The organism is Streptomyces sp. NPDC002156, from assembly GCF_053593675.1.
On record NZ_JBSFDA010000144.1, the window covers coordinates 1 to 26,678 of the forward strand.

Here is a 26,678-nt window from a genome sequence, read left to right on the forward strand (position 1 = left end):
CCGCCGCTCTGCCGTCGTGGGTGGGGATCAGCACCAGGCGCGCGTCGTGCTCGACGCCCGGCCGGAAGAACCCGGCGGGCCACAGCGGCGCGGGCTCGGCGGGCACGAGTTCGACATATACGCGCTCAGCCGCAGTGAGCGGCAGGAGGACGAGGGCTGGATCGAGCTTCCGCCGCAGGTCAGCCGGGTCCGGACCGCTCCGCTCTGGACGGCCGAGGACGACGGGGTGGGGTACGGCCGCCGCGCGCGCCGCCGGTTCGCCGAGTGCTACGGCGAGTTGGCGGCAGCGCTGTGCGCAGGACCCGACGCGGGGAACGCGTCGGAGGGACCGGACGCGTCCACCGCTGAGGCGGACCGTTTCGGCAACGCGCTGTACGGGCTGGCCGAACTCGCCCGGGACGAGGGCGGGCTGGTGGGAGCGCTCCGCTCCGAAGCCGCCGTACGCGCCCTGGAGCGCGCCTGCCGTGCGCCCGGCGCGCTGGGAGCGGCGCGCGAGGCGCGCGTCCCGGATCTGCTCACCGTCGCCGCGCACCTGGAGCGCGCCCTGCGCCCCCTCTCGCTCGACTGGTACGAGGACGACGGGCTCGGCTCGGTCGACCTGTGCCATGCGGCCGGCGGTGGCCCGGCAGCGCTGCCCGGACTGCTCGCCCACCACTTCTCCGGCGTGCCCTTGCTGGTCACGGAGTACGGAGTCCCGCTGCGCGCGCACTACCTCGCCTCGGGCGCCGAAGGCAGCGCCCCCGCCGTACGGTCCCTGCTCGCAGCCTTCCACGGCAGGCTCGCCTCGGAGACCTACCGGAAGGCCGCGCTCGTCACCCCCGGCAACACGCACACCCGCCGCTGGCAGGAGAGATGCGGGGCCGACCGGGAGAAGCTGCGCACCGTGTACCCGGGCATGGACGCGTCCCACTTCGCGGAAGTGGGCGAGTCGCCGGAGACCGCGGACCCCAGCACGCTGATCTGGGTCGGCCGTATCGAGCCCGCCAAGGACCTGATCTCCCTCCTGCACGCCTTCGCGGAGGTCCGCAAGGAGGAACCGAAGACCCGCCTGCGCATCATCGGCGCGGCCACGGGAGCCGAGAGCGAGGCGTATCTCGGCCACTGCAAGGCGCTGGCCGCGCAGCTCTTCCCCGACGAGGCCGAGGGCATGCACGCCGTCGGCGACAACCCGGTGTCCTTCGAGGAGATCGGCGGCCCGGAGGCGCCGACGCTCGCGGAGGCGTACGCGGCGGGCGCGGTCGTCGTCCTGTCCAGCGTGGTCGAGGGCTTCCCGATCAGCCTGGTCGAGGCCATGTTCTGCGCCCGGGCGACCGTGTCGACGGACGTGGGCGCGGTGGTCGAGATCATCGGCGGTACGGGCCTCGTGGTGCCGCCACGCAATCCGCGGGCCCTCGCGGAGGCGTGCGTGGCGCTGCTGCAGGACCCGGAGCGCCGCGAGCGCCTGGGCGCCGCCGCCCGCGCCCGTGCCCTCGAACTGTTCACCGTCGAGCAGAACATCGCGGCATTTCACGGCATTTACCTGGAGGTCGTCTCGCGCAGCCCCGTCAACAAGGTGGTCCTCGACGACACCGGCGAACCGCTTCCGTTCGCCGTCCCGGCGGAGGCCCACGTCGCCGGCCGCTGGACGCACGCCGGCATACGCGTGGTGGCCCGGGGCGGGCCCAGCTGGGCGACAGGACGCGCATCCGCACCGGTACAGGCGACCCCGGTACCGGCCGGGGAGGGCGCGCGATGAGCGAGCTGGGAGAACTGGACCGTCCTGGGACACCGAACAGCCCCGGAGCCTGGGACGAAAGCTCGGAGGAATGGCTCATGGGCGCCACGGAGACCGACGCACCGGACACGGAGACGACCGCACCGGACACAGAGACGACTGCGCAGGACACCCGGGCGCAGGCCCGAACGGCCGCGCCCTCCACCCGTACCGCGCGCCGGGGCACCGCGGACCCCGTGAAGGCGCTCATGCACCGGCACCGTGAGCTGTGCGAGCGCGCGGTGGACCCGCTGGAGATCGCCGCCGGCCTGGAGGCCCACGGCGTCACGGACCGGACGGCCGCTCGTTTCCGCCACCGGGACGTCTTCTCCCTGGCCGAGGAGATGTACGCCAGGGTCTCCCGGGACGCAGAAACGGCGCCGCAGCCCACCCCGCCGACCGCACCCGGCGTACGGGCCGACTGGGTCCTGCTCTCGCTGCTGCCGGGCGCCCTGTGCGCGGGGACGGTGACGGGCCTGCACCTCACCGAGGGCCGCGTCCGGCTCGCCGTGGCGACCCTGGGCGCCCTGGCCGTGGCGCTGGCCGTCCGCGCGGCACTCGGCCGGGGGCCACTGAGCCCCAGGTCCCACCCGGCGCCTCCCGGCAGCTACGCGAGCCACACCCCGGCGTCCACGCGCGCGTGGACCTACTGGCTCCTCGCGTACGCCCTCCTGGGCGACGGCCTGCTCACCGCCGCGCTGACGGGCGGCCTGGACGGATTCCCGGACGCCGCCGGTGACCTGGCCACCGCCCCGGTGCTGGCCCTCACCGCGGCCTGCGCGCCCGCGGCCTGGTGCGCCCACCTCTTCGCGGGCGGAGCCCGTCGCAAACTGGCCGCCAGCCGTGGCCTGGCCGACTTCACGGCAGCCGTCAAACCCCTCCTCCTCGGCACGTTCGCCCTGTTCCTCTGCACGTTGGCGGCGCTCGTGGCCGTCTCCGGAACGGTCCTGCACGCACCGGCGGCCTACACCACGACCGTCACCCTGGGCGCCCTGCTCCTCCTGGCCCGCCTTCTCACGGCACACGGCTTCACCCACGCCCCGGCGGTGCTCCTCGGCGCGGCAGCGGCGACGGAGGCAGCCGCCCTGGCCACCGCCTTCGCGTCCCACCTCCCCGGCTGCGCCTTCCTGGCAGTCCCGGTGGACGTGGTCGTGGCCGCCTGGGGTGCGGCAGGCATCCCGGCGGCGGCCTGCGGAGGGGCCGCCCTGGTCCTCCTGCTCCACGCGACCCGCACGCTGACCAGGGCGTCGGCACACGCGATGCCGGGTGAGGCCGGATGACGCCCCGGACCACGACCACGGCAGGTGACCGATTCCGCATCGCCCGGCCCCCCATCACGAACGCACCCGTAACCCCCGAAGGAGCAAACCGATGATCACCTCCCGACCCGGAGCCGGAGAATCCGCCGAGGGAGCCGTCCGATGAGGGTTCTGCTGATCGGAGCCAACGGCTATCTCGGCCGCTTCGTCGCCGACCGACTGCTCGCCGACCCGGCCGTGCAACTCACCGCCCTCGGCCGCGGCGACGACGCCGACGTCCGTTTCGACCTCGCGTCCGGCAGCCCCGGCGCACTCACCCGCTTCCTCGACGCCGTCCACCCCGGAGTCGTCGTCAACTGCGCGGGCGCCACCCGCGGCGGCGCCCGCGAACTCACCCGCCACAACACCGTCGCTGTCGCCACCGTCTGCGAGGCCCTGCGGCGCAGCGGCTGCGGCGCCCGTCTGGTCCAGCTCGGCTGCGGCGCCGAGTACGGACCCAGCCAGCCCGGTTCCTCCACGGCGGAGGACGCGGTGCCCCGCCCCGGCGGTCCGTACGGCGTCAGCAAGCTCGCCGCCACCGAACTGGTCCTCGGCTCCGGCCTCGACGCCGTCGTCCTGCGCGTCTTCTCGCCGGCCGGACCCGGCACGCCCGCCGGCTCCCCGCTCGGCCGTCTCGCCGAGGCGATGCGCCGCGCGATGCAGTCCGGCGACGGCGAGCTGAAGCTCGGCGGGCTGGGCGCGCAGCGCGACTTCATCGACGTACGGGACGTGGCGCGAGCCGTCCACGCCGCCTCGCTCTCGGCCGCGCAGGGCGTCATCAACATCGGCTCCGGCCGCGCCGTGCGCCTGCGCGACGCCGCCTCCGTCCTCGCCCGCGTGGCCGGATACGGCGGCGCGCTGCACGAACTCGACGGCCCGCCCGGCCCCTTGAGGGCGACCATCGGCCACCCCCGCCCCGACCCGGACCACGCGCCCCCGGCCGCGTACCCGTACCCGGACGGCTGCGGCAGCTGGCAGCAGGCAGACGTACGCACCGCCCGCGACCGGCTCGGCTGGCGGCCCCGGATCAACCTGGAGGAGTCCCTCGCCGACATCTGGATGGAGGCGGCATGCCGCATCTGACCAGCGCCAGGGCGGGCACCGCGAGTACCGGCGTCCGCACCGGCTTCGGCATCCCGGGCTTCGCGCACCCCCTGCTCGCCCCGACCGAGTGGGGCGAACTCACCCGCCCGGGCATGCCCCTGCACTGGGTCGTCCTCAATGTCGCCGACGGCCCGGGCAGCCGCCCCGACCCGCACTGTCTGGAGGCCGCCGGCCGGCTGCGCAACGCGGGCGTCCGCGTCCTCGGCCACCTCGACACGGCCCACGGGGCCCGCACACACGGCGAACTGGCCGCCGAGGCACAGCGGTACCGCGACTGGTACAAGGCCGACGGCTTCCTCCTGGACCGCTGCCCGACCGACCGCACCGCGCTCCCGGCGATCGGCCGCACGGTCGACACACTCCGCTCGGCGGACGACGACACGCACATCGTCCTGGGCCACGCCACCCACCCGCACCCGGCCTACGTGGAGCACGGCGACCAACTCGTCACGTTCTCCGGCCATTGGAGCGACTACCGCTGGTCGCAGGTGGCCGAGTGGACCGCCGAGCATCCGCCCGACCGCTTCTGCCACTTCGTGCACGGACTGCCGCACGGCCATCTCGACGAGGCGCTGCGCGTCGCCCGCTGGCAGGGCGCCGCCACGATCTACTTCACCGACCGCACGGACCGCGGTGACCGCACCGATCCCTGGGAGACGATGCCCGGCTACTGGGACGACATCGTCTCGCGCCTCGGAACGGGTGTCTCGGAATGAAGAAGGGCGTGGCAGTGTTACGGGGAGAACAACTGTAGTGATTGACCGACCAACGGAGTCCCCGTGTCGCTGCCACCCCTGGTCGAGCCCGCTGGCGAGCTCACCGTAGACGAGGTCCGCAGGTACTCCCGCCACCTGATCATCCCCGATGTGGGGATGGACGGGCAGAAGCGGCTGAAGAACGCCAAGGTGCTCTGTGTGGGCGCCGGCGGCCTGGGCTCGCCGGCGCTGATGTACCTGGCCGCGGCGGGCGTGGGCACGCTCGGCATCGTGGAGTTCGACGAGGTCGACGAGTCGAACCTGCAGCGCCAGATCATCCACAGCCAGGCGGACATCGGCCGCTCCAAGGCCCAGTCGGCCCGCGACTCCGTCCTTGGCATCAACCCGTACGTCAACGTGGTCCTTCACGAAGAGCGGCTCGAAGCCGAGAACGTGAAGGAGATCTTCAGCCAGTACGACCTGATCGTCGACGGCACGGACAACTTCGCGACGCGCTACCTGGTCAACGACGCGGCCGTACTGCTGAACAAGCCCTACGTCTGGGGTTCGATCTACCGCTTCGACGGCCAGGCCTCCGTGTTCTGGTCCGAGCACGGCCCCTGCTACCGCTGCCTCTACCCGGAGCCCCCGCCGCCGGGCATGGTCCCCTCCTGCGCCGAGGGCGGTGTCCTGGGCGTGCTGTGCGCGTCCATCGGCTCCATCCAGGTCAACGAGGCCATCAAGCTCCTCGCGGGCATCGGCGAGCCCCTCGTCGGCCGTCTGATGATCTACGACGCCCTGGAGATGCAGTACCGCCAGGTCAAGGTCCGCAAGGACCCCGACTGCGCGGTCTGCGGCGAGAACCCGACCGTCACCGAACTCATCGACTACGAGGCCTTCTGCGGCGTCGTGTCCGAGGAGGCCCAGGAGGCGGCGGCCGGCTCGACGATCACTCCCAAGCAGCTCAAGGAGTGGATCGACGACGGCGAGAACATCGAGATCATCGACGTCCGCGAGATCAACGAGTACGAGATCGTCTCGATCCCCGGTGCCAAGCTGATCCCGAAGAACGAGTTCCTCATGGGCGCCGCCCTGGAGACCCTCCCGCAGGACAAGAAGATCGTCCTGCACTGCAAGACGGGTGTCCGCAGTGCGGAAGTCCTCGCGGTCCTGAAGTCCGCCGGATTCGCGGACGCGGTCCACGTCGGCGGCGGTGTGATCGGCTGGGTCAACCAGATCGAGCCGCACAAGCCGGTGTACTGACCCAAGGTTCACCACCCCGTTCGTCGTGTCCGGCCGGCGGGGGTCTCGCGCACCACAGGTGCCCGGGGCCCCCGCCGCCGTCATGAACAGACCTTGCCGTCCCGTGGCACCGTCCCGTCCAGCAGATACGCGTTCACCGTGGAGTCGACACAGTCGTTCCCACTGCCGTACGCCCCGTGCCCCTCGCCCTTCCAGGTCAGCATCACGCCGACGCCCTTGCCCAGCTCGTCCGCCATCTTGCGCGTGCCCTCGTACGGTGTCGCCGGGTCCCCGGTGTTGCCGACCACCAGGACGGGTGCCGCGCCGGGCGCGCTGACCTCCGGTGTGTCGTACTGACCGGCGACCGGCCAGTCGTGGCACCAGCCAGCCGTGTCCCAGCCCATGAACTCCCCGAACACGGGCGAGATCTTCCGGAATTCGGGCAGCTGCTTCTTGGTCTGCGCAGCGGTCGGCCGCTGCTTGTCGTCCAAGCACGATATGACCCGTTGGGCATGTGTCGTCGTGCCGTAGTGGCCCGACGCGTCGCGGTCGTTGTAGCCGTCGGAGAGCGCCAGCAGGTCGGAGCCGTCACCCTGCTCGGCCGCGTCCAGGGCGCCGGTCAGCGCCGGCCAGCTCTGCGCGCTGTACAGCGTGACGGCGATGCCGGTGAGCGCCAGGCCCTGTGTCAGCTTCCGCCCGGAGGAGGTGGCCAGCGGCTCGGCGTCGATCCGCTTCAGCAGGGCCGCGATCTTCTGCGATCCCTCTTCCGGGTCCTGGCCCGTCGACTTCAGATAGTCGTCGAGGGCCCGCTGGAAGCCCCTGGCCTGGTTCTTCGCGTGTCCCACCATGTCAGCGCTCGGGTCGACCACGGCGTCGAGGATCAGCCGCCCCACGTTCTTCGGGAACAAGTGGGCGTACACACCGCCGAGTTCGGTGCCGTACGAGATGCCGAAGTAGTGCGTCTTCGTGTCGCCGAGGACCTGGCGCATCAGGTCCATGTCGCGGGCGGAGTCGGTCGTCGACACATGCGCGATGAGGTTTCCGGCGGCCTTCTCGCAGCCCTGGCCGAAGTCGGCGGAGTCCTGGAGGTACGCCTTCTCCTCGGCCGCGTCGTCCGGCGTCGGGTCCACCGACTCGGCGGCCCGGATCTCCTTGTCGCTGCGGCAGCGCACGCCCTCGCTGGCCCCGACCCCGCGCGGGTCCCAGCTCACCAGGTCGTAGCGCTCGCGGAGTGCGGAGACCGTGCCTGCGTACGAAGGCATCACCGAGATGCCCGACTGGCCCGGTCCGCCGAAGTTGAACAGGAGGGACCCGATGCGGCTGCCCCCGGTGGCCTTGGCGCGGATGAGGGCCAGGCCGATGGTCTCGCCGTCCGGCTTCGCGTAGTCCAGCGGCACCTTGAGCGTCGCGCACTGCCAGTCGCTGCCCGGCGTGGGGGAGTCCGACGTGCCCTCGCAGCGGCCCCAGTCGAGCTTCTGCGAGGTCAGCGAGGCGGGCAGCCCGGGCGAGGCCCGGGACGAGGACGTGGCCGACGAGGGTGTCGTGGCGGAGCCCTTGTCGTCACCGCTGTCGGACGAGCCGCTGCTGCAGCCGGCCACCAGCAACGCGGCGGCGGTCGCGGCCGTCCAGCGTACGAAACGAGACATGCGCACTTCCCCCCTGCGAGCCCTCCGCTCGGTCAGCGGATGGCGGTCCGGCCATAGTAGGCGGATCACACCGAGGCCGTTTCAGCCTGTGGATAACCTTCTGACCTGCGATTTTCTAGGAGCAGACGGTCCCGGCCGCCGGTACCTTCCCGTTCAGCAGATAGCCGTCCACCGCCGCCAGCACGCAACGGTTCCCGCTGTCGTACGCGCCGTGCCCCTGCCCCTTGTACGTCAGCTCGACCCCCACGCCCTCACCCAGTGCTCCCACCATTTTCCGCGCGCCCTCGTACGGCGTGGCCGGGTCGCCGGTGTTGCCGACGACGAGGATCGGCGCCGATCCGGTCGCGTCGACGTCGGGGTGGTCGGCGGCGCCCGGCACGGCCCAGTCGGTGCAGCTGACCATGGACCAGGCCATGAAGTCGCCGAACAGGGGCGAGGCGGCGCGGAACTCGGGCAGCCTCGCCTCGACGTCCGCGACGGTGTAACGCGGCTTCTCGTCGGAGCAGTTGATCGAGATGTTCGCTGCGGTGATGTTGCTGTACTCGCCGTTCTGGTTGCGCCCGTTCAGCGAGTCGGACAGCAGCATCAGGACCTTGCCGTCACCGTCGTACGCCTGTTCAAGGCCTGCGGTGAGGTAGGGCCAGAACTCCTGGGAGTACAGCGCCTGCGCGATGCCGTTGGCCGCCGCGCTCTGGGTCAGCTCGCGCGGGAAGACGCCCGGGATCGGCTTGGCGTCGAGGTCCTTGAGGAGCTTGGCGATCCGGTCCTCGACGTCCTGGGCGGTGTCGCCGACCGGGCAGTCCTCCGTCTTCGACGTGCAGTCCTCGGCGAAGTTGTCGAGCGCGAGCTGGAAGCCCTTGGCCTGCCCGAGCGAGCCCTGCTCGGGGGTCTGGGTCGGGTCGACGACCGCGTCGAAGACGGCCCGGCCCACCTTCTTGGGGAACAGGTGCGCGTAGACGCCGCCGAGTTCGGTGCCGTAAGAGATGCCGAAGTAGTACAGCTTGTCGTCGCCGAGGACCTGTCGCATCAGGTCCATGTCGCGGGAGGCGTCGGTGGTGCGCACATGTGGGAGCACCTTCTTGGAGTGCTGCTCGCAGGCCTCGTTGAACTCCCGGGTGTTGTCCAGCAGCTCGGAGCGCTCGGTGGCGTTGTCGGGCGTCGCGTCCTGCTGGAAGTAGACGTCGAGCTGTTCGTTGTCCTCGCAGCGCACCCCGGCGCTGCGGCCGACGCCGCGCGGGTCGAAGCTCACCAGGTCGTAGCGCGTGCGCAGGGCCGTGTAGTCCTTGCCGAACGCGGGGAGCGTGGTCACTCCCGAGCCGCCGGGGCCGCCGAAGTTGAAGATCAGGGACCCGATGCGCCTGCTCGCGGCGCCGCTCGCCTCCGCCCTGATCAGCGCGAGCCCGATCGTGTCGCCCTTCGGCTCGGCCCAGTCCAGCGGCGCCTTCATGGTGGCGCACTGCCAGTCGTCGCCGCCAGGCAGCGGGGACGGCGCATCGCCGCCGCCCTCCGACTCGGACGGCGCGGGACAGTCCTTCCAGCTCAGCTTCTGGGCCGACAGGTCCTCGTCCGTGGAGCCGGAGTCGTCGCTGCACCCCGCCACCAGTGAGGCCAGCAGGAGGGCGGTGACCGTCAGGGCAGCGGCACGCGGCCGGAGGGGGTTGGGCATGCCCCCATCCTGCGGTGGCACCCGGCAGGGCGCTCGGGGCGCGAGCCGTACGAGGTACCACGCACGCCCTTGAGCGCACCCGCCCGAAACCGCACTCCCTAGAGAGAGCCCTTGCGCGTCAGATGGTTGAAGAACAGCCAGCCCGGCAGCACCGGAATCCACAGGGTCAGCAGTCGGTAGAGCAGCACGGCCGGGGCCGCGACCTCCTTGGGGAGGCCGACGGCGATCAGACCGACGGTCAGGGTCGCCTCGACCGCGCCCACACCACCGGGGGTCGGCGCCGCGGACCCCAGCGCGTTGCCGGCGAGGAAGACGACGGCGACGCTGGCGAGGCTGAGCGAGGTCGTCTCGTCGCCGAACGCGCGGATCGACGCGTCCAGACACATCACGAAGCACGCGGTCAGCAGCAGCATGCCGCCGATGCCGGTGACCAGCTTCTGGGGCCGCTGGAGGACGTCCAGCATGCGCGGTACGACACCGGCGAACAGCGACCGCACGCGCGTGACGACGAATTTCCGCAGGAACGGCACCGAGGTCACCACGAGGACGAGCACCGCGACGGTCAGCAGACCCGCGATGACCGTCCGGGACGGCGACAGCGACGGCGTCTTCTCGGTACCGGTCAGATAACCGAACGACAGCAGCATCAGGATGTGGCAGCCGAGCCCGAACAGCTGCGACGCGCCGACACTGGCGACCGCGAGCCCCGGCCGCACCCCCGCGCGTTGCAGGAACCGCGTGTTGAGGGCCACGCCGCCCACCGCCGCGGGCGCCACGATCTTCACGAAGGACCCGGCGACCTGCGCGGCCACGGTCCGCATGAACGGCACCCGCTCGGGTACGAAGCCCAGCAGACTCATCGCCGCGGCGAAGTAACTCAGCGCCGAGAACAGCACGGCCGCGATGACCCAGCCCCACTCGGCGTTGTCGAACAGGGTGCCGAACTCGATATGGGTGAGCTGGGAGAGCAGGAAGTACGCGCCGAACGCGCCGGCGATGAAGCTGATCAGCGTGCGCGGTCTCACCCGCTCCAGCCGGGCCGGTTCGACCGGCGCCTGCGGTCTGATCAGCAGCACCTGGTGGCGGATCTGGGTGAGCAGATCCTCCTCGCGGGCGCCCTCCAGAGCCTCGTCGAGGGCCCGCTTCTCGGCCCGCTGCTCCGCCCGTACGGCCTTCTTGCCGGGCTTCTCCAGTACGACGACGGGCCCGGTGTCGGCGTGGGCCGCCTCCAGACGGGCCTGCTTGGCCTGCTGGGACGCCTCCAGGACCGCCTCGCGCTGACGCTGGGCGCGCTCGCGGGCGAGCTTGCGCAACGTCGCGCGCGTGGAGCGGGACAGCGCGATGGGCTGGAGCATCGGCAGACAGTCCGCCACCGCGTCCGGGCCGAGCACTCCGACCGCCGACGCCACCGCGCGTTCGGCGCCCACGCGCAGGCCCAGTGTCGACACCAGCTGGGCGATGTCCATGCGCAGCAGCAGGTCCCCGGCCGCGATCTCGCCGACCCGGAGGTCCGTGAGGATCACCTTGCCGGAACGATCCACCAGGATCGCGTCGGCGACGAGTCTGCGATGCGCGATGCGCCGCGACTGCAGCGCCTTGACCTGATGCCAGGTGTTGCGCAGCAGCTCGTCGGTGATGTCCTCGTCGTCCAGCGAGTCGAGTGTGCGGCCCCCGGTGTGCTCGTAGACGAGCATCACGGCGTCGGGGCCGAGTTCCGAGGTCGCGATCAGCTTGGGCGCGTTGGCCCCGGCGGCGATCGCCGCGTACGCGAGGAGAGCCTCCTGCTCCAGGGCCTGGCGCAGCGACTGGAGGCTGCTGCGGGTGGCCAGGCCGCGCAGCGTGATGTTCCGCCACATGCGGTAGAAGAAGCCCTGCGCCTGCTGTTCCCGGTCGACCACGGTGACGTCCAGCGGGGGACCGTCTTCCAGGGTGACGAAGTAGCGCCGGCCCCGGTCACCGCTGTCCGTCGCCTCCGGCACCTCCTCACGGGCCGCGCTCACCGGGCGGAAACCGACGTGCCGCAGGCCCGCCATCAGGTTGCGCCCGGTGGGACGCACGTTCGGCGAGCCGACCGCGTACAGCGTCCCGTACGCCACGGACCAGCCGATCAGCACCGTCAGGATGATCGAGAACGGTGTCGTGTAGCCGGTGACCAGCATCGAGAAGGCGTCGAGCAGCAGCACCACCCAAAGGACGGCGCGCCAGCGCGGCCGACGGGACATGCCGACGGCCGTCATATAGGCGATGACCGGCGCGAGATAGCCGTGCACCGGGTCGGTGAGGGCGCGGATATCGCCGGGGGAGGGCTGGGTCAGCGCCTCCTGGATGGAGCCCGGGGCGGCCTTGGCGACCCACAGGTCGGTGGCGAGGGTCACCCCGTGCGCGAGGACCGCCGCGAGGACACCGTCGGCGATCCGCAGCCCGTCCCGTTTGATCAGCCGCTCGATCGCGAAGGCGACCGGCACCAGGAGGATCGCGATGCTCGACGCCAGACCCGCGATCTTGATCAGCAGATCGGGTGCCTGGCCGGTGCCCTTGTTGATGTCCTGTTCGAGCCCGGAGGTGGTGCCGTGCGCGAACGCGGCGATGGCGAGCAGGACGACGACCGCGAAGACGCCCGCCAGGAGCCGCATGAGGTCGGAGGGGCGGTGCACGCGCGCGGGGAGCAGCGGTTCGTCGCCCTCGACCTCTTCGGCGTGGGGGTCGTCGTCGGCGCAGTCGGCGGCCCGGTCGGCCGGTGTCCGCTCGGGCTCGTGACCGGTGCCGTCGGCACCGGGGCGCGACGAGACCTCAGAGGTGCCCTCCGCGTCTTCGGGGTGCACGCCCTGCTGCTTCATGGTCTCTTCTTGGTCTCGTATCACCGGTCACCGCCCGCACGATGGTGGCATGCCCCACTGACACACAGGGGCATCAGGGTGCAGTGCGGGGGCGCACAGTCTGCCGCAAGCGCCGCTCCGGGGCGAGGAATACCCACGGTCGCCGCCTCGTCACATTGTCGGTGGGGTGGGGCAGGATGGGCCGGATGAGCAACGAGAGCCTTCCGGCGGACGCCCTGCCGGAGTACGCCGAGCGGGTCCTGGAGGCCGCGGAACTGATCCCGCCCGGGCGTGTCATGACGTACGGCGATGTGGCCGAGTGGCTGGAGGAGGGCGGACCGCGCCAGGTCGGGCGCGTGATGGCCCTCTATGGAGGAGCCGTTCCGTGGTGGCGGGTCGTCCGCGCGGACGGCGCCCTGCTCCCGGGCCACGAACTGGAGGCCCTCGATCACTACCGCGCGGAGGGCACGCCTCTGAAGGAGGCGAGCAGAGCCGCAGAGGGACATCTGCCGCGCCTCGACATGAGACGCGCGCGGTGGGACGGCGGAGAGCCGGCGGAGGGTCACACCTGACAGCTTCCGCCATCGGGCGGGCGTCAGGGGAACCTGTGGCCCGTACGGGGTAAACCGGGCACGTCCGTGCCATGGCGTACGTTCGTGGGGCGTGGGGCCGGAGTGGCGCTCGGGGCGGGAGGGAACAAGCGGAAGCCCTGCTTCCGAACCGCCCGTCGGCGTAGCGTCGGCTGCACCTGTCCCCCTCACCTCCCGGCCACCGTCCTCCACGCACGACGGTCGTCCAACCAGCACACCCACCAGGACCGGCGAACCACGTGAGCTCCTCTTCCTCCACCAGGCGCCTGTCGCACCCTCAGGTGCGACAGGGGGACCGTGGCGCTTACCGACTGGTGCGTACCCCGCCCACGCGGCAGGACCCCCCTCGTCTGGACGCCGCACAGCGCGCGGTGGTTGACCATGCGCGGGGACCACTGCTCGTCCTCGCAGGCCCGGGTACCGGAAAGACCACCACCCTCGTCGAGGCCGTGGCGGCCCGCATCGCCCGGGGCGGGGACCCCGAGCGGATCCTCGTGCTGACGTTCAGCCGCAAGGCGGCCGTCGAGCTGCGCGACCGGATGGCGCTGCGCATCGGCGCCGCCCGCGCTCCCCGCGCGACCACCTTCCACTCCTTCTGCTACGCCCTGGTCCGCGCCCACCAGGACAGCGAGCTGTTCGTGGAGCCCCTGAGGTTGCTTTCCGGCCCCGAACAGGACGTGGCCGTACGCGGGCTGCTCGCCGGCCAGCCCGACCTGGAACGGCTCGGCCTCGCCCATGTGCGCTGGCCGGACGAACTGCGCGCCTGCCTCACCACCCGCGGCTTCGCCGACGAGGTCCGCGCGGTCCTCGCCCGCAGCCGCGAACTGGGCCTCGGCCCGGACGCCCTGGACGCCTTCGCCCGGCGCATCGGCCGCCCCGACTGGCGCGCTGCCGCCGCCTTCCTCGCCGAGTACCTCGACGTGCTCGACATGCAAGGGGTGCTCGACTACGCGGAACTCGTGCACCGCGCGGTACTCCTGGCCGACCGTCCCGACACCGCAGGGCAGCTCGCCGCCCGCTACGACGCCGTCTACGTGGACGAGTACCAGGACACCGACCCGGCCCAGGTGCGGCTCCTGCACGCGCTCGCAGGGGGCGGCCGGACACTCGTCGCCCTCGGTGACCCCGACCAGTCGATCTACGCGTTCCGCGGCGCGGACGTCAACGGCATCCTGGACTTCCCGGCGGCCTTCCCGTGCGCGAACGGCCGCCCCGCGCCGGTCGAGGTCCTCAGGACGTCCCGCCGCTCCGCCGCCGTCCCGCTGACCGCCACCCGTCTCCTCACCCAGCGCATGCCCCTGACCCGCCTCCCGGCCGAGAAGGTCCGTGCCCACCGCGCACTCTCCCCGGTCCGCGACGGGGGCCGCGTCGAGGTCTGCACGTACCCGACGGCCGGCACGGAACTGGACAACATCGCCGACATCCTCCGCCGCGCACATCTGGAGGACGGTGTCCCCTGGGGCGAGATGGCCGTCCTGGTGCGGGCCGGCGGCCGGACGATTCCCACGGTCCGGCGCGCCCTCACGGCCGCCGGGGTCCCCCTGGACATCGACGGCGACGACCTGCCCCTGCGCCACGAACCGGCGGTGGCACCGCTCCTTACGGCACTCAGGGCGGTGGCTACGGCGGAGGCGTCCGGCGCGGACGAGGAGACCGGCGCCGAAGTGGCAGGGGACGCCGACGCCGCCGTGCCGGGAGACACCGCCTGGCTCGGCACGGAGACCGCTCTGACGCTCCTCACCTCCCCCCTCGCCGGCATGGACGCCGCCGATCTGCGCCGTCTGGGCCGTGCCCTGCGCGAGGAGGAGCGGGCCGGGGGCAACCCCGTACCGCCGCCCTCGGACGAACTCCTCGCCCGCGCGCTCGCCGAACCGGAACGCCTCGTCGCCCACGACCCGACGTACGCGCGCGGTGCCCAGCGACTCGGCGCGCTGCTCAGGAAGGCACGTGAGCGCCTCGCGGGCGGCGGCACGGCCGAGGAGGCCCTCTGGGACCTGTGGAACGGCACCCCCTGGCCGGGACGGCTGGAGCGGGCCGCCCGGCGCGGCGGCGCCGCCGGACGCAACGCCGACCGCGACCTCGACGCCGTGTGCGCGCTGTTCGCGACCTCAGCGCGCGCGGAGGAGCGCACCGGAGGCCGGGGCGCCCTCAACTTCCTGGAGGAGATCGACGCCGAGGACATCGCCGCCGACACCCTCACCCGCCGTGCCGTACGTCCCGACGCCGTGCGCCTGATGACCGCGCACCGCTCCAAGGGTCTCCAATGGCGCCTCGTGGTCGTCGCCGGCGTCCAGGAGGGGCTGTGGCCCGACCTGCGCCGCCGCGGTTCCCTCCTGGAGGCCGACCGCATCGGCCGCGACGGTCTCGCCGAACCGCTCACCCCGGGAGCACTGCTCGCCGAGGAACGGCGCCTGTTCTACGTGGCCGCCACGCGCGCGCGTGAACGCCTGGTCGTCACCGCGGTGAAGGCTCCCGCCGACGACGGGGACCAGCCCTCCCGCTTCCTCACCGAACTCGGCGTCGAACCCAAGGACGTGACAGGCCGCCCGCGCCGCCCCCTCTCCGTCGCAGCCCTGGTCGCCGAACTGCGCGCCACCACGGTCGACCCGCGCGTCTCCGGCCCTCTGAGGGAGGCTGCCGCCCGCCGCCTGGCCCGGCTCGCCGCGCTCACCGACGAGGACAGCCGCCCACTCGTGCCGTCCGCCCATCCCCACCGCTGGTGGGGCATGTACGAGCCCACCGAGAGCAAGGTGCCGCTGCGCGACCGCGACCAGCCCGTCGTGCTCTCCGGCAGCGCCCTCGACCAACTCGCCAACACCTGCGCCCTGCAGTGGTTCCTGGGCCGTGAGGTGAAGGCCGACGCCCCCGCGACCGCCGCCCAGGGCTTCGGCAACGTGGTGCACGTCCTCGCCGACGAAGTCGCCTCCGGACACACCCCCGCGGACCTTGACGTCCTCATGGAACGCCTCGACTCCGTGTGGAACGCGCTCGCCTTCGACGCACCGTGGAAGTCGGCGCAGGAGAAGGAGCACGCGCGCGTGGCGCTCGAACGCTTCCTGACGTGGCACATCGACTCCAGCCGCACCGGCCGCACCCCCGTGGCCAGCGAGCACGACTTCGACGTGACCCTCGGGGCGGGCGACTACGAAGTGCGCATCCGCGGTTCCATGGACCGCGTCGAGACCGACGGCGAGGGCCGCGCCTACGTCGTCGACTTCAAGACCGGCAAACAGGCGCCCACCGCCGCCGAGGTGGCCCGCCACCCCCAGCTCGCCGTCTACCAACTCGCCGTCCGCGAAGGCGCCGTCGACGACGCCTTCGACGGGGTGCGCCCCGAACCGGGCGGCGCCGAACTGGTCCAGCTGCGCCAGGGCGCCGCCAAGAGGGACGGCGGCGAGAGCCTGCCCAAGGTGCAGGCCCAGGCCCCGCTCGAAGGAGGGGCAGGGGAAGGCGCGGAGGGGGAGTGGGTCGGCGACCTGCTGGCCACCGCCGCAGGCAAGGTTCTCGACGAACGCTTCACCCCGACCGCCGGCCAGCACTGCGCGCACTGCTCCTTCCGGGCCTCGTGCAGCGCCCGCCCGGAAGGCCGGCACGTGGTCGAGTGACACCGACTGTCAGTGGCCGCCGCTAGCCTCTCTCACGTGCCAGCCAGTATCAGCGACCCCGAGCAGCTCAAGCAGCTCCTCGGTATCCCGTTCACCCCGGAGCAGACGGCCTGCATCATCGCGCCGCCCGCCCCGCAGGTGATCGTGGCCGGGGCCGGGTCGGGCAAGACGACGGTGATGGCGGCACGCGTGGTGTGGCTCGTCGGCACCGGCCAGGTCGCTCCCGAACAGGTGCTCGGCCTCACCTTCACCAACAAGGCCGCCGGTGAACTCGCCGAACGCGTCCGCAAGGCACTCGTCAAGGCGGGCGTCACCGACCCGGACGTCATCGACCCCGACAACCCGCCCGGCGAACCCGTCATCTCGACCTACCACGCATTCGCCGGCCGCCTGCTGACCGACCACGGCCTGCGCATCGGCCTCGAACCCACGGCCCGCCTCCTCGCCGACGCCACCCGCTTCCAGCTCGCCGCCCGCGTACTGCGCGAGGCCCCCGGCCCGTACCCGGCACTCACCCGCTCCTTCCCGGACCTCGTCAGCGACCTCCTGACCCTCGACGCCGAACTCGCCGAACACCTCGTCCGCCCCGAGGAACTGCACGCGTACGACGCCGAACTGCTGCGCACTCTGGAGGGCGCCAAACTCACCAACGCGGACCTGCGCAAGGTCCCCGACACGGCCGCCGCACGCCGCGAACTCGTCGAACTGGTGACCCGCTACCGGGCCGCCAAGCGCGAGCGCGACCTCCTCGACTTCGGCGACCAGATCGCCCACTCCGCGACGCTCGCCCGGATCCCCGAAGTCGGACGCGTCCTGCGCGACGAGTTCCGGGTGGTCCTCCTCGACGAGTACCAGGACACCTCGGTGGCCCAACGTGTCCTCCTGGCAGGCCTGTTCGGCGGCGGCACCGGCCACCCGGTGACCGCGGTCGGCGACCCCTGCCAGGCAATCTACGGCTGGCGTGGCGCCTCCGTCGCCAACCTCGACGACTTCCCCGAGCACTTCGCCCACGCCGACGGCGGCTCGGCCGCCCGCCAGTCGCTCAGCGAGAACCGCCGCAGCGGAGGCCGTCTCCTCGACCTCGCCAACGGCCTCGCCGAGCCCCTGCGCGCCATGCACGCGGGCGTGGAGGCCCTCCGCCCCGCACCCGGCGCCGAACGCGACGGCCAGGTGCGCTGCGCGCTGCTGCGCACCCACGCCGAGGAGATCGACTGGCTCGCCGACTCCATCGCCCACCTCGTACGCACCGGCAAGGCGCCCGGCGAGATCGCCGTCCTGTGCCGCACCGCCACCGACTTCGCCGAGATCCAGGGCGCGCTCGTCGCCCGGGACATCCCCGTCGAGGTCGTCGGGCTCTCCGGGCTGCTGCACCTGCCCGAGGTCGCCGACCTGGTGTCCGTCTGCGAGGTCCTCCAGGACCCCGGGGCCAACGCCTCCCTGGTCCGGCTGCTGACCGGCCCGCGCTGGCGCATCGGCCCGCGCGACCTCGCCCTCCTGGGCCGCCGGGCCCGGTTTCTCGTGTCCCACGCGCGCGTGGGTGACACCGACGACCCGGACCGCCGGCTCGCCGAGGCCGTCGAGGGGGTCGACCCCTCCGAGGTGATATCGCTCGCGGACGCCCTCGACACCTTCCTGGAGACCTCCCTCAGAGGCGAGGGCGACGACGACGGTCTGCCCTTCTCGCCGGACGCGCGCGTGCGCTTCGCCCGGCTCGCCGCCGAACTGCGCGACCTGCGCCGCTCACTCGCCGACCCGCTGATGGACGTACTGCACCGCGTGCTCGCCGTCACCGGCCTGGAGGTGGAACTGTCGGCGTCCCCGCACGCCCTGGCAGCCCGCCGCCGCGAGACCCTCTCCAACTTCCTCGACGTCGCCGCCTCGTTCGCCGCCCACGAGAGCGAGGCGAGCCTGCTCGCCTTCCTCGGCTTCCTGCGCACGGCGGCGCAGTACGAGAAGGGCCTCGACAACGCCCTGCCCGGCGGCGAGAACACCGTCAAGGTGCTCACCGCCCACAAGTCCAAGGGCCTGGAGTGGGACGTCGTGGCCGTCCCCGGCCTCGTCACCGGCACCTTTCCCAGCGCCCAGGGCCGCGAGAAGTGGACCTCCCAGGCCAAGGTCCTGCCGCACGAGCTGCGCGGCGACACCGACACGTTGCCCGACATCGAGGCCTGGGACGCCAGGGGCATGAAGGCCTTCCACGAGGCGATGAAGGACCACCAGCACACCGAGGAACTCCGCCTCGGCTACGTCACCTTCACCCGCCCCCGCTCCCTCCTGATCGGCTCCGGCCACTGGTGGGGCCCCTCCCAGAAGAAGCCCCGCGGCCCCTCCGACTTCCTCCAGGCCCTCTACGACCACTGCGCGGCCGGACACGGCGAGATCGAGGCCTGGGCGGACGAACCGGAGGAGGGCGAGGAGAACCCAGCCCTGCACGCGACGACCGCCGACCAGCTCTGGCCGCTCCCGCTGGACGACGCCGCGTTCCGCCACCGCAGGGCCGCCGCCGAGACGGTCCTCGCCCATCTGGAGACCCTCGCCTCCCACGAGGACGCCCACCCCGCGGCCGCGCCGGACCCGGACATGTACGAGGACCCGGACTGGCCCCCGCCGCCCGACGACGGCGAGATTCCGTACGAGGACGAGGCGCCGTCCGACGACGGAGCGCTCCCTGCAGACGACGACGCCGACTGGGACGCCTGGACCACGGACCGCCCTGAACCGCCCACACGAGCGCCCTCCCACGCGCGCGTGCCCACCGTGCCCCACGCCCGCCGACACCCCGCCGAAGCGGATCTCACCCCCGAGGAGGCCCGTGCCGTCGCCTCCTGGGACCGCGACCTCGACGCCCTCACCGGGGAACTGCTCCGCGCGCGGGAGAGCGTCACCGACGTCCCCCTGCCCCCGTCGCTGACCGCTACCCAGCTGATGCTCCTGGCCGCCGACCCGGACGCCCTCGCGCAGGAGCTGGCCCGCCCCATGCCACGCCCACCACGGCCCGCCGCCCGCCGGGGCACCCGCTTCCACGCCTGGGTCGAGTCCCGCTTCGAGGAACTGCAGCTCCCCATGCTGGAACCCGAGGAACTGCCCGGCAGCGACGCCGAGATCGCCGACGAACGCGACCTGGAGAACCTCAAGGACGCCTTCGAGCACACCCCATACGCACACCGCACGCCCTACCGGGTCGAGGCCCCCTTCCACCTCGCCATCGCCGGACGCGTCGTCCGGGGCCGGATCGACGCCGTCTACAAGGAAGGCGACGGCGACGAGGCGACGTACGAGATCGTCGACTGGAAGACCCACCGCGCCCCCACCGCCGACCCTCTCCAGCTCGCCGTCTACCGCCTGGCCTGGGCCGAACAGCAGGGCGTGCCCCCGGAGGCCGTCGGGGCCGCCTTCCTGTACGTGCGCAGCGGCGAGATCGTACGGCCCGACCTCCCGGACCGGGCCGCGTTGGAGCGGCTGCTCCTGGAGGAGCCGGCCGCGTTCGAAGTGCCGGACGAGGATGTCAGCGCGGGCCGATAGGCTCTTGACCATGAGCCATCCCGTTGACAGTGACGTCAGCGCCGTCCGTACGTACATCGAGCAGCACCGCGCGGCCTTCCTCGACGACCTCGCCGAGTGGCTGCGCATCCCGTCCGTGTCGGCCCAGCCCGACCACGCCCCCGATGTACGCCGCAGCGCCGACTGGCTCGCCGCCAAACTCCGGGAAACCGGCTTCCCGACCGTCGAGGTCTGGGCCACCCCGGGCGCCCCGGCGGTCTTCGCCGAGTGGCCCGCCGACGACCCCGCAGCCCCCGCGGTCCTCGTCTACGGCCACCACGACGTGCAGCCCGCCGCCATCGAGGACGGCTGGGACAGCGACCCCTTCGAACCGGTCGTCCGGGGAAACCGTCTCCACGCGCGCGGTGCCGCCGACGACAAGGGCCAGGTGTTCTTCCACACACTCGGCGTCCGCGCCCACCTCGCCACCACCGGCCGCACCGCACCCGCCGTCCACCTGAAGATGCTCGTCGAGGGCGAGGAGGAGTCGGGCTCCATCCACTTCCGTGACCTCGTCGAGGAGCACGCCGACCGGCTCGCCGCCGACGCCGTGATCGTCTCCGACACCGGTATGTGGGCCGAGGACACCCCCACGGTGTGCACCGGCATGCGCGGCCTCGCCGAGTGCGAGATCCAGCTCCAGGGACCCGACCAGGACATCCACTCCGGCTCCTTCGGCGGCGCCGTGCCCAACCCGGCGACCGCCGTCGCCCGCCTCGTCGCCGCACTGCACGACGAGCACGCGCGCGTGACGATCCCCGGCTTCTACGACGGCGTCACCGAACTCAGCGACCGCGAGCGCGAACTCCTCGCCGAACTCCCCTTCGACGAGCAGGAGTGGCTGCGCACCGCCAAGTCGTACGCCACCCACGGCGAAGCCGGACACACCACCCTGGAGCGCGTCTGGACCCGCCCCACCGCCGAGGTCAACGGCATCGGCGGCGGCTACCAGGGTCCCGGCAGCAAGACCATCGTCCCGGCCTCGGCCATGGTGAAGCTCTCCTTCCGGCTGGTCGCCGGCCAGGACCCCGACCACATCGAGAAGATCGTCCGCGACTGGACCGCGGCCCGTGTCCCCGACGGGATCCGGTACGAGATCACGTTCGCGGCGGCCACGCGCCCGTGTCTGACCCCGCTGGACCACCCCGCCCTGCAGTCCGTCGTACGCGCCATGAGTCGCGCCTTCGGCAAACCGGTCCGCTACACGCGCGAGGGCGGCAGCGGCCCGGCCGCCGACCTCCAGGACGTCCTCGGCGCCCCCGTGCTCTTCCTGGGCATCTCCGTCCCCTCCGACGGCTGGCACGCCCCGAACGAGAAGGTGGAAATCGACCTGCTCCTCAAAGGCGTCGAGACCACCGCCCACCTCTGGGGCGACCTCGCCGGGAACTGGCGTCATGAGTCCTGACAACCCCGCGCGGCCCGAGCCGGCAGCAGCCCCGGGGCACACTGGGAGCACTGCCCCGCACCCGCGCGAGCCCGCCCGAAAACCACCACCCCCCATGCGTCCCCACCCACATCCCGCCGAACCGCCCGCCGAAATATCCGTTCCACCGGGGGAGTTGGAAGCACCTGTGACCACCTGGACCGACCACACCGCCGACCGTCCGATCTCGCTCACCGCCCCCAGCGGCATCGACCGGGCCGCGCACCACCGGCTCGACGAGGCCTGGCTCGCCGCGGCGTGGAGCCACCCCACCACCCGCTGCTTCGTGGTCTCAGGCGGCCAGGTCCTCATCGACGAGACGTCCGAAGGACGTACCGAACTCGTCATGACCCCCTCCTTCGAAGCCCCGCTCACCGAAGCGCACCGCTACTTCCTCGGCAAGGACGAGGAAGGCACCAGCTACTTCGCCCTCCAGAAGGACGCCCTGCCCGGCCGCATGGACCAGTCGGCGCGCCCCGCCGGCCTGCGCGAGGCCGGCCTGCTCCTCTCCCCCCGGGACGCGGGGCTGATGGTGCACGCCGTCGCCCTCGAGAACTGGCAGCGGCTGCACCGTTTCTGCTCCCGCTGCGGCGAGCGCACCGTCATCGCCGCCGCCGGCCACATCCGCCGCTGCCCGGCCTGCGGCGCCGAGCACTACCCGCGCACCGACCCCGCGGTGATCATGGCCGTCACCGACGAGGAGGACCGCATCCTCCTCGGCCGTCAGGTCCACTGGCCCGAGGGCCGCTTCTCGACGCTCGCCGGTTTCGTCGAGCCCGGCGAGTCCATCGAACAGTCGGTGCGCCGCGAGGTGTTCGAGGAGGCCGGCATCCTCGTCGGACACGTCGAGTACGTCGCCAGCCAGCCCTGGCCGTTCCCGTCCAGCCTCATGCTCGGTTTCATGGCCCGCGCGGCCTCTACTGACATCGAGGTCGACGGCGACGAGATCCACGAGGCCCGCTGGTTCTCCCGCGAGGAGCTGCGCGCGGGCTTCGAATCAGGCGAGGTCCTCCCGCCGTACGGCATCTCGATCGCGGCCCGCCTGATCGAACTCTGGTACGGCAAGCCGCTCCCGAAGCCGAACAGCGCGGTCTGACGTATGCGAAGACCCCCGCACGGCCGCCGGGCCGGTCGGGGGTCGGGGACACGCGGGTCAGGCGCCGAGGGCCTGCTTCACCTGCGCGAGGCTCGGGTTCGTCATCACGACCTCGGGGCCGTCGTTGGAGGGAATCACCAGCACCGTGGGAACCGTCTGGTTGCCGCCGTTCGCCTTCTCCACGAACGCTGCGGAGTCCGGGTCCTGCTCGATGTTGATCTCGTTGTACGCGATGCCCTCGCGGTCCATCTGGCTCTTCAGCCGACGGCAGTAGCCGCACCACGTGGTGCTGTACATCGTCACAGTGCCCGGCATGTCTCTCGCGCTCCTCAGCAGTTCGGGGGACGGGTGCTCGCTGTGGTGGAACGTACGCGATCCTGCCGCCATTCCCGAGGGGGGTACCCGGGAAGTATCCGAGGGAAACGCCTGCCGCATTAGTACGACTGCAAGGGGGTGCCTGTGGACAACCGGCTCACCTGTCTCCGGCGACCTGGCAGCATGGCGGGGTGACAGCAGCAACGCACTCCACGCTCTTCCCGCAGGTTCCGGACTCGGCCGACGCGGTGCTCGACGGACTCGATCCAGAGCAGCGCGAAGTGGCCACCGCCCTGCACGGTCCGGTGTGCGTGCTGGCAGGCGCAGGCACGGGAAAGACACGGGCGATCACCCACCGCATCGCCTACGGCGTGCGCGCCGGGATCCTCCAGCCCTCCAGCGTGCTCGCCGTCACCTTCACCGCTCGTGCCGCAGGTGAGATGCGCGGGCGGCTGCGCCAGCTCGGCGCGGGCGGAGTCCAGGCGCGCACCTTCCACTCGGCCGCGCTGCGCCAGCTCCAGTACTTCTGGCCGAAGGCTGTCGGCGGCTCCATGCCCCGCCTCGTCGACCGCAAGATCCAGCTCGTCGCCGATGCCGCGGCCGCCTGCCGCATCCGCCTCGACCGGGGCGAACTGCGGGACGTCACCGCCGAGATCGAATGGTCCAAGGTCACCCAGACCGTCCCTGCCGACTACGCGCCCTCCGTCGCCAAGTCCGGCCGCGTAGCCCCCCGCGACCCGGCCGAGATCGCCCAGATCTACGCCACCTACGAGGACCTCAAGCGGGACCGCTCCGTCATCGACTTCGAGGACGTCCTGCTGCTCACCGTCGCCGTCCTCCAGGACCGGCGCGACATCGCCGAACAGGTCCGCGCCCAGTACCAGCACTTCGTGGTCGACGAGTACCAGGACGTCAGCCCGCTCCAGCAGCGGCTACTGGAACTGTGGCTCGGGGAGAGGGACAACCTGTGCGTGGTCGGCGACGCCAGCCAGACCATCTACTCGTTCACAGGAGCAACTCCGGATCATCTTCTCGACTTCCGCACCCGCCACCCCGGTGCCACCGTCGTCAAGCTGGTCCGCGACTACCGCTCCACCCCCCAGGTCGTCCACCTCGCCAACGGCCTGCTCGCTCAGGCCCGGGGCCGTGCCGCGGAACACCGCCTGGAACTGATCTCCCAGCGCGACCCGGGACCCGAGCCCGGCTACACCGAGTACGCCGACGAGCCCGCCGAGGCCGAAGGCGCCGCCCGCCGTATCCGCGACCTTGTCGCCGCCGGCGTCCCGGCGGGCGAGATCGCCATCCTGTTCCGGACGAACTCCCAGTCCGAGACGTACGAGCAGGCCCTCGCCGACGCCGGAGTCCCCTACCAGCTGCGCGGCGCCGAACGGTTCTTCGACAGACCCGAGGTGCGCAAGGCGATCAATCAGCTCCGCGCCGCCGCCCGCTTCGGCGGCAACGACTCCCTCCTGGACGATGTCGTCGACCTGCCCTCACAGGTGCGTGCCGTGCTGTCGGGGGAGGGCTGGACGAGCGAGCCGCCCGCGGGCTCCGGGGCCGTCAGAGAGCGCTGGGAGTCGCTGGCCGCACTGGCGCACCTCGCGCAGGACTTCGCCGCGGCGAAACCGGGCGCCACGCTCGCCGACCTCGTCGCCGAACTCGACGAGCGGGCGAACGCGCAGCACGCCCCGACCGTGCAGGGCGTCACCCTCGCCTCCCTCCACTCGGCCAAGGGCCTGGAATGGGACGTCGTCTTCGTCGTCGGAGTCGCCGAGGGCATGATGCCGATCACCTACGCGAAGACGGACGAGCAGATCGAGGAGGAACGCCGCCTCCTCTATGTCGGTGTGACCCGTGCGCGAGAGCGCCTCCATGTCTCCTGGGCCCTCTCCCGCGCCCCCGGAGGCCGCCCGAACCGCCGCCCCAGCCGCTTCCTGGACGGCCTGCGCCCCGGTTCCGTCACCACCGCCCACCGGACGGGCACGGCCGGCCCGGGCGGCATCGAGCGCGGCTTCGGCGGCAGCCCCGGCACGGCCCCGCGCAGGACACAGAGAACCCCGGCCCGCTGCCGGGTCTGCGGGCGCACGCTGACCGACGCGGGCGAGATGAAACTGATGCGCTGCGACGAGTGCCCCTCCGACATGGACGAGGGCCTCTACGAGCGGCTGCGCGAGTGGCGAGCGGACCAGGCGGCGCGCAGTGGCCAGCCCGCCTTCTGCGTCTTCACCGACCGGACCCTGATGGCGATCGCGGAGACCGTCCCGGACGAAGCAGGGGAGTTGGCCCGCATCCCCGGCGTCGGGGTGCGCAAGCTCAACCGGTACGGAGCCGATGTTCTGGCCATCTGTGCTGGTCAGGAAGTTGAGGGGGAGGGCGGGAGTGACTGATTCAAACTCGTCGGAAAAATAGTTTGCGCATGCCCCGGCAATCCCCATAGGTTCTTAGCCACGGGCACGGAGTCTTCTCAGAAGACCTGGATCCGTGCTGTACTTCATAGTCGTATATCCGTTGGACTGGTTCACCCCAGTCCCCCAAGACGCCGAGAGGAGGCGAGTCCAGTGATCAGCATCTACACCAGCTCTGTCAGCGAGGTCAAAATGACCGATCTCTCGGCCGTCTCCCTGTGCATGCTCGGCGTCTCGAACCTGGGCACCGGTCTGTCCGGCATTCCTGCCGTCCGGCCGACGTCCTCCGTGTCTCTCGCGGGTCTCCCTGTCCGCGAGCGCAATGAGCGACCGATCAAGGCACTGGAAGCAGGAGCAGTAAAGGCACAGGCCCCGGTCTATGCCTTCGCGGCCGGTGCCGGATCCCTGAAGCAGACGACGCAGCACCACACGATGTGGGCCTTCCGTGGGCCAGAACCCTGGAGTGATCCAGCCTGATTGATCAGGCCGGCGCCTTCAGGGCCGCGGAACCCCATCCGGGATCCGCGGCCCTTCTGTTTTCCCCGAACGGGGACGACGGAGTGAAGGGGCCTCGGGACAAGAGAAAACCCGCCGGTACCAGCCACACCGGCCCAACAGGGCCGGGACGAACAGACGAGGAAGACGAACCGTGCAACTCGAAGCGCACGCCCCGTCAGTACCGCCTTCCGAAACGATCCCCCCGCCCGGCCTCACGGAGGACTCCACCTTGATCCCGCTCACTGCGCTCACCGCGCTCGACGACGCCATCGAGAACCTCGGCGTACCCGTCCCCTGCCGTTCCTACGACCCGGAGGTCTTCTTCGCCGAGTCGCCGGCCGATGTCGAGTACGCCAAGTCGCTCTGCCGCACCTGCCCGCTGATGGAGGCCTGCCTCGCCGGCGCCAAGGAGCGGCGTGAGCCGTGGGGTGTCTGGGGCGGCGAACTGTTCGTCCAGGGTGTCGTCGTGGCCCGCAAGCGGCCGCGTGGCCGTCCGCGCAAGAACCCGGTCACGGCATGAACATCACAGGAACGATCGACCGCCCCTTCACGCACGACCCCAAGAAGCAGGCCCCGATGACGCCGACCACCAGCGAGCCCGTCGGCTCCGCGACCCCGGACTTCACCACCACCGGTGCGAACGACTCGCGCCAGAACAGGACCCGAGAGATGCAACTCATCCCAGAAGCCCTGGCTCGTGCGCATATGCACGACCGCCTTCAGGAGGCCGAGCGGGAACGCCGCGCGCACCGCGTGGTGACCGCCCGTCGGCTCCAGCGCCGAGCCGAGCGCGCCTCGCTGCGTGCCCGCCGTGCGCTTGCCATGGCGGTCATGCAGTAACGACCACGGCAACTAGGCAGTAACAGCAGTCCCTGCCCGCGGGGGCCGGTCCGTCCGAACCGGCCGGGCCCCCCCGTGCGGTGTTGCCGCCGGACACAAAGGACTAGACACCCTCTGAACACCCCTCACCACATGATCCAACTCGT

18 protein-coding genes are annotated in these 26,678 nt (G+C 71.9%); 14 read left to right on the forward strand and 4 right to left on the reverse strand.

What is annotated here, in order from left to right; translation table 11 throughout:
* The first annotated feature begins 46 nt into the window (after positions 1–46).
* The 5 genes from ACWCRB_RS38045 to moeZ all read left to right on the forward strand — a co-directional run bounded on the left by ACWCRB_RS38045 (position 47) and on the right by moeZ (position 6,113).
* Positions 47–1,735, forward strand: a complete 1,689-nt coding sequence (locus ACWCRB_RS38045) for a glycosyltransferase (RefSeq protein WP_451000432.1) — start codon at positions 47–49, stop codon at positions 1,733–1,735.
* The gene (locus ACWCRB_RS38050) at positions 1,732–3,033 is read left to right on the forward strand and encodes a hypothetical protein (RefSeq protein ID WP_451000419.1); all 1,302 of its coding nucleotides are present in this window, start codon (positions 1,732–1,734) and stop codon (positions 3,031–3,033) included. Before ACWCRB_RS38045 ends, ACWCRB_RS38050 begins: the two co-directional genes overlap by 4 nt.
* A gap of 141 nt (positions 3,034–3,174) precedes the next feature.
* Positions 3,175–4,134 (forward strand): NAD-dependent epimerase/dehydratase family protein, encoded by a 960-nt coding sequence (locus ACWCRB_RS38055; protein WP_451000420.1) that lies wholly within the window; start codon positions 3,175–3,177, stop codon positions 4,132–4,134.
* Positions 4,122–4,871: a spherulation-specific family 4 protein gene (locus tag ACWCRB_RS38060; protein ID WP_451000421.1), complete on the forward strand. Its 750-nt coding sequence runs from the start codon at positions 4,122–4,124 to the stop codon at positions 4,869–4,871. The genes ACWCRB_RS38055 and ACWCRB_RS38060 overlap by 13 nt, the downstream gene beginning before the upstream one ends.
* Before the next feature lie 63 nt (positions 4,872–4,934).
* Positions 4,935–6,113 (forward strand): adenylyltransferase/sulfurtransferase MoeZ, encoded by a 1,179-nt coding sequence (gene moeZ, locus ACWCRB_RS38065; protein ID WP_369036334.1) that lies wholly within the window; start codon positions 4,935–4,937, stop codon positions 6,111–6,113.
* Positions 6,114–6,193: 80 nt separating this feature from the next.
* Here the strand turns inward: moeZ and ACWCRB_RS38070 are convergent, their stop codons facing one another.
* From ACWCRB_RS38070 to ACWCRB_RS38080, 3 genes are all read right to left on the reverse strand, one after another.
* A complete protein-coding gene (locus ACWCRB_RS38070) occupies positions 6,194–7,738 on the reverse strand; it encodes an alpha/beta hydrolase (RefSeq protein ID WP_451000422.1) in 1,545 nt (514 codons plus the stop codon).
* A gap of 115 nt (positions 7,739–7,853) precedes the next feature.
* A complete protein-coding gene (locus ACWCRB_RS38075; protein ID WP_451000423.1) occupies positions 7,854–9,404 on the reverse strand; it encodes an alpha/beta hydrolase in 1,551 nt (516 codons plus the stop codon).
* Positions 9,405–9,502: 98 nt separating this feature from the next.
* Positions 9,503–12,241 (reverse strand): lysylphosphatidylglycerol synthase transmembrane domain-containing protein, encoded by a 2,739-nt coding sequence (locus ACWCRB_RS38080; protein ID WP_451000424.1) that lies wholly within the window; start codon positions 12,239–12,241, stop codon positions 9,503–9,505.
* Between the two features lie 185 nt (positions 12,242–12,426).
* On the opposite strand from ACWCRB_RS38080, the gene ACWCRB_RS38085 reads away from it, so the two are divergent.
* The 5 genes from ACWCRB_RS38085 (at position 12,427) to nudC (ending at position 22,474) form a co-directional block, all read left to right on the forward strand.
* Positions 12,427–12,792, forward strand: a complete 366-nt coding sequence (locus tag ACWCRB_RS38085; RefSeq protein WP_328285654.1) for an MGMT family protein — start codon at positions 12,427–12,429, stop codon at positions 12,790–12,792.
* A gap of 257 nt (positions 12,793–13,049) precedes the next feature.
* Positions 13,050–16,415, forward strand: coding sequence for an ATP-dependent helicase (locus tag ACWCRB_RS38090; RefSeq protein WP_451000425.1), 3,366 nt, complete (start codon positions 13,050–13,052; stop codon positions 16,413–16,415).
* Positions 16,416–16,451: 36 nt separating this feature from the next.
* Entirely contained in the window at positions 16,452–19,937 is a 3,486-nt protein-coding gene (locus tag ACWCRB_RS38095; RefSeq protein WP_451000426.1) for an ATP-dependent DNA helicase, read from the forward strand.
* 10 nt (positions 19,938–19,947) lie between these two features.
* Positions 19,948–21,360, forward strand: a complete 1,413-nt coding sequence (locus ACWCRB_RS38100) for a dipeptidase (RefSeq protein WP_451000427.1) — start codon at positions 19,948–19,950, stop codon at positions 21,358–21,360.
* A gap of 166 nt (positions 21,361–21,526) precedes the next feature.
* Positions 21,527–22,474 carry an NAD(+) diphosphatase gene (gene nudC / locus ACWCRB_RS38105; protein WP_451000428.1) on the forward strand — a complete coding sequence of 316 codons (948 nt, stop codon included), beginning with the start codon at positions 21,527–21,529 and terminating at the stop codon, positions 22,472–22,474.
* A 57-nt stretch (positions 22,475–22,531) separates the two neighbouring features.
* Here the strand turns inward: nudC and ACWCRB_RS38110 are convergent, their stop codons facing one another.
* On the reverse strand, positions 22,532–22,789 hold the full coding sequence (locus tag ACWCRB_RS38110; RefSeq protein ID WP_451000429.1) for a glutaredoxin domain-containing protein: 258 nt from the start codon (positions 22,787–22,789) through the stop codon (positions 22,532–22,534).
* Positions 22,790–22,980: 191 nt separating this feature from the next.
* Here ACWCRB_RS38110 and ACWCRB_RS38115 point away from each other — a divergent pair, with 191 nt between their 5' ends.
* The 4 genes from ACWCRB_RS38115 to ACWCRB_RS38130 all read left to right on the forward strand — a co-directional run bounded on the left by ACWCRB_RS38115 (position 22,981) and on the right by ACWCRB_RS38130 (position 26,532).
* Positions 22,981–25,176 carry an ATP-dependent DNA helicase UvrD2 gene (locus ACWCRB_RS38115; RefSeq protein WP_451000430.1) on the forward strand — a complete coding sequence of 732 codons (2,196 nt, stop codon included), beginning with the start codon at positions 22,981–22,983 and terminating at the stop codon, positions 25,174–25,176.
* Positions 25,177–25,347: 171 nt separating this feature from the next.
* Positions 25,348–25,671 (forward strand): hypothetical protein, encoded by a 324-nt coding sequence (locus tag ACWCRB_RS38120; protein ID WP_451000431.1) that lies wholly within the window; start codon positions 25,348–25,350, stop codon positions 25,669–25,671.
* Between the two features lie 172 nt (positions 25,672–25,843).
* A complete protein-coding gene (locus ACWCRB_RS38125) occupies positions 25,844–26,212 on the forward strand; it encodes a WhiB family transcriptional regulator (RefSeq protein WP_020119791.1) in 369 nt (122 codons plus the stop codon).
* On the forward strand, positions 26,209–26,532 hold the full coding sequence (locus ACWCRB_RS38130) for a hypothetical protein (RefSeq protein ID WP_164409200.1): 324 nt from the start codon (positions 26,209–26,211) through the stop codon (positions 26,530–26,532). The genes ACWCRB_RS38125 and ACWCRB_RS38130 overlap by 4 nt, the downstream gene beginning before the upstream one ends.
* Positions 26,533–26,678 lie beyond the last annotated feature (146 nt).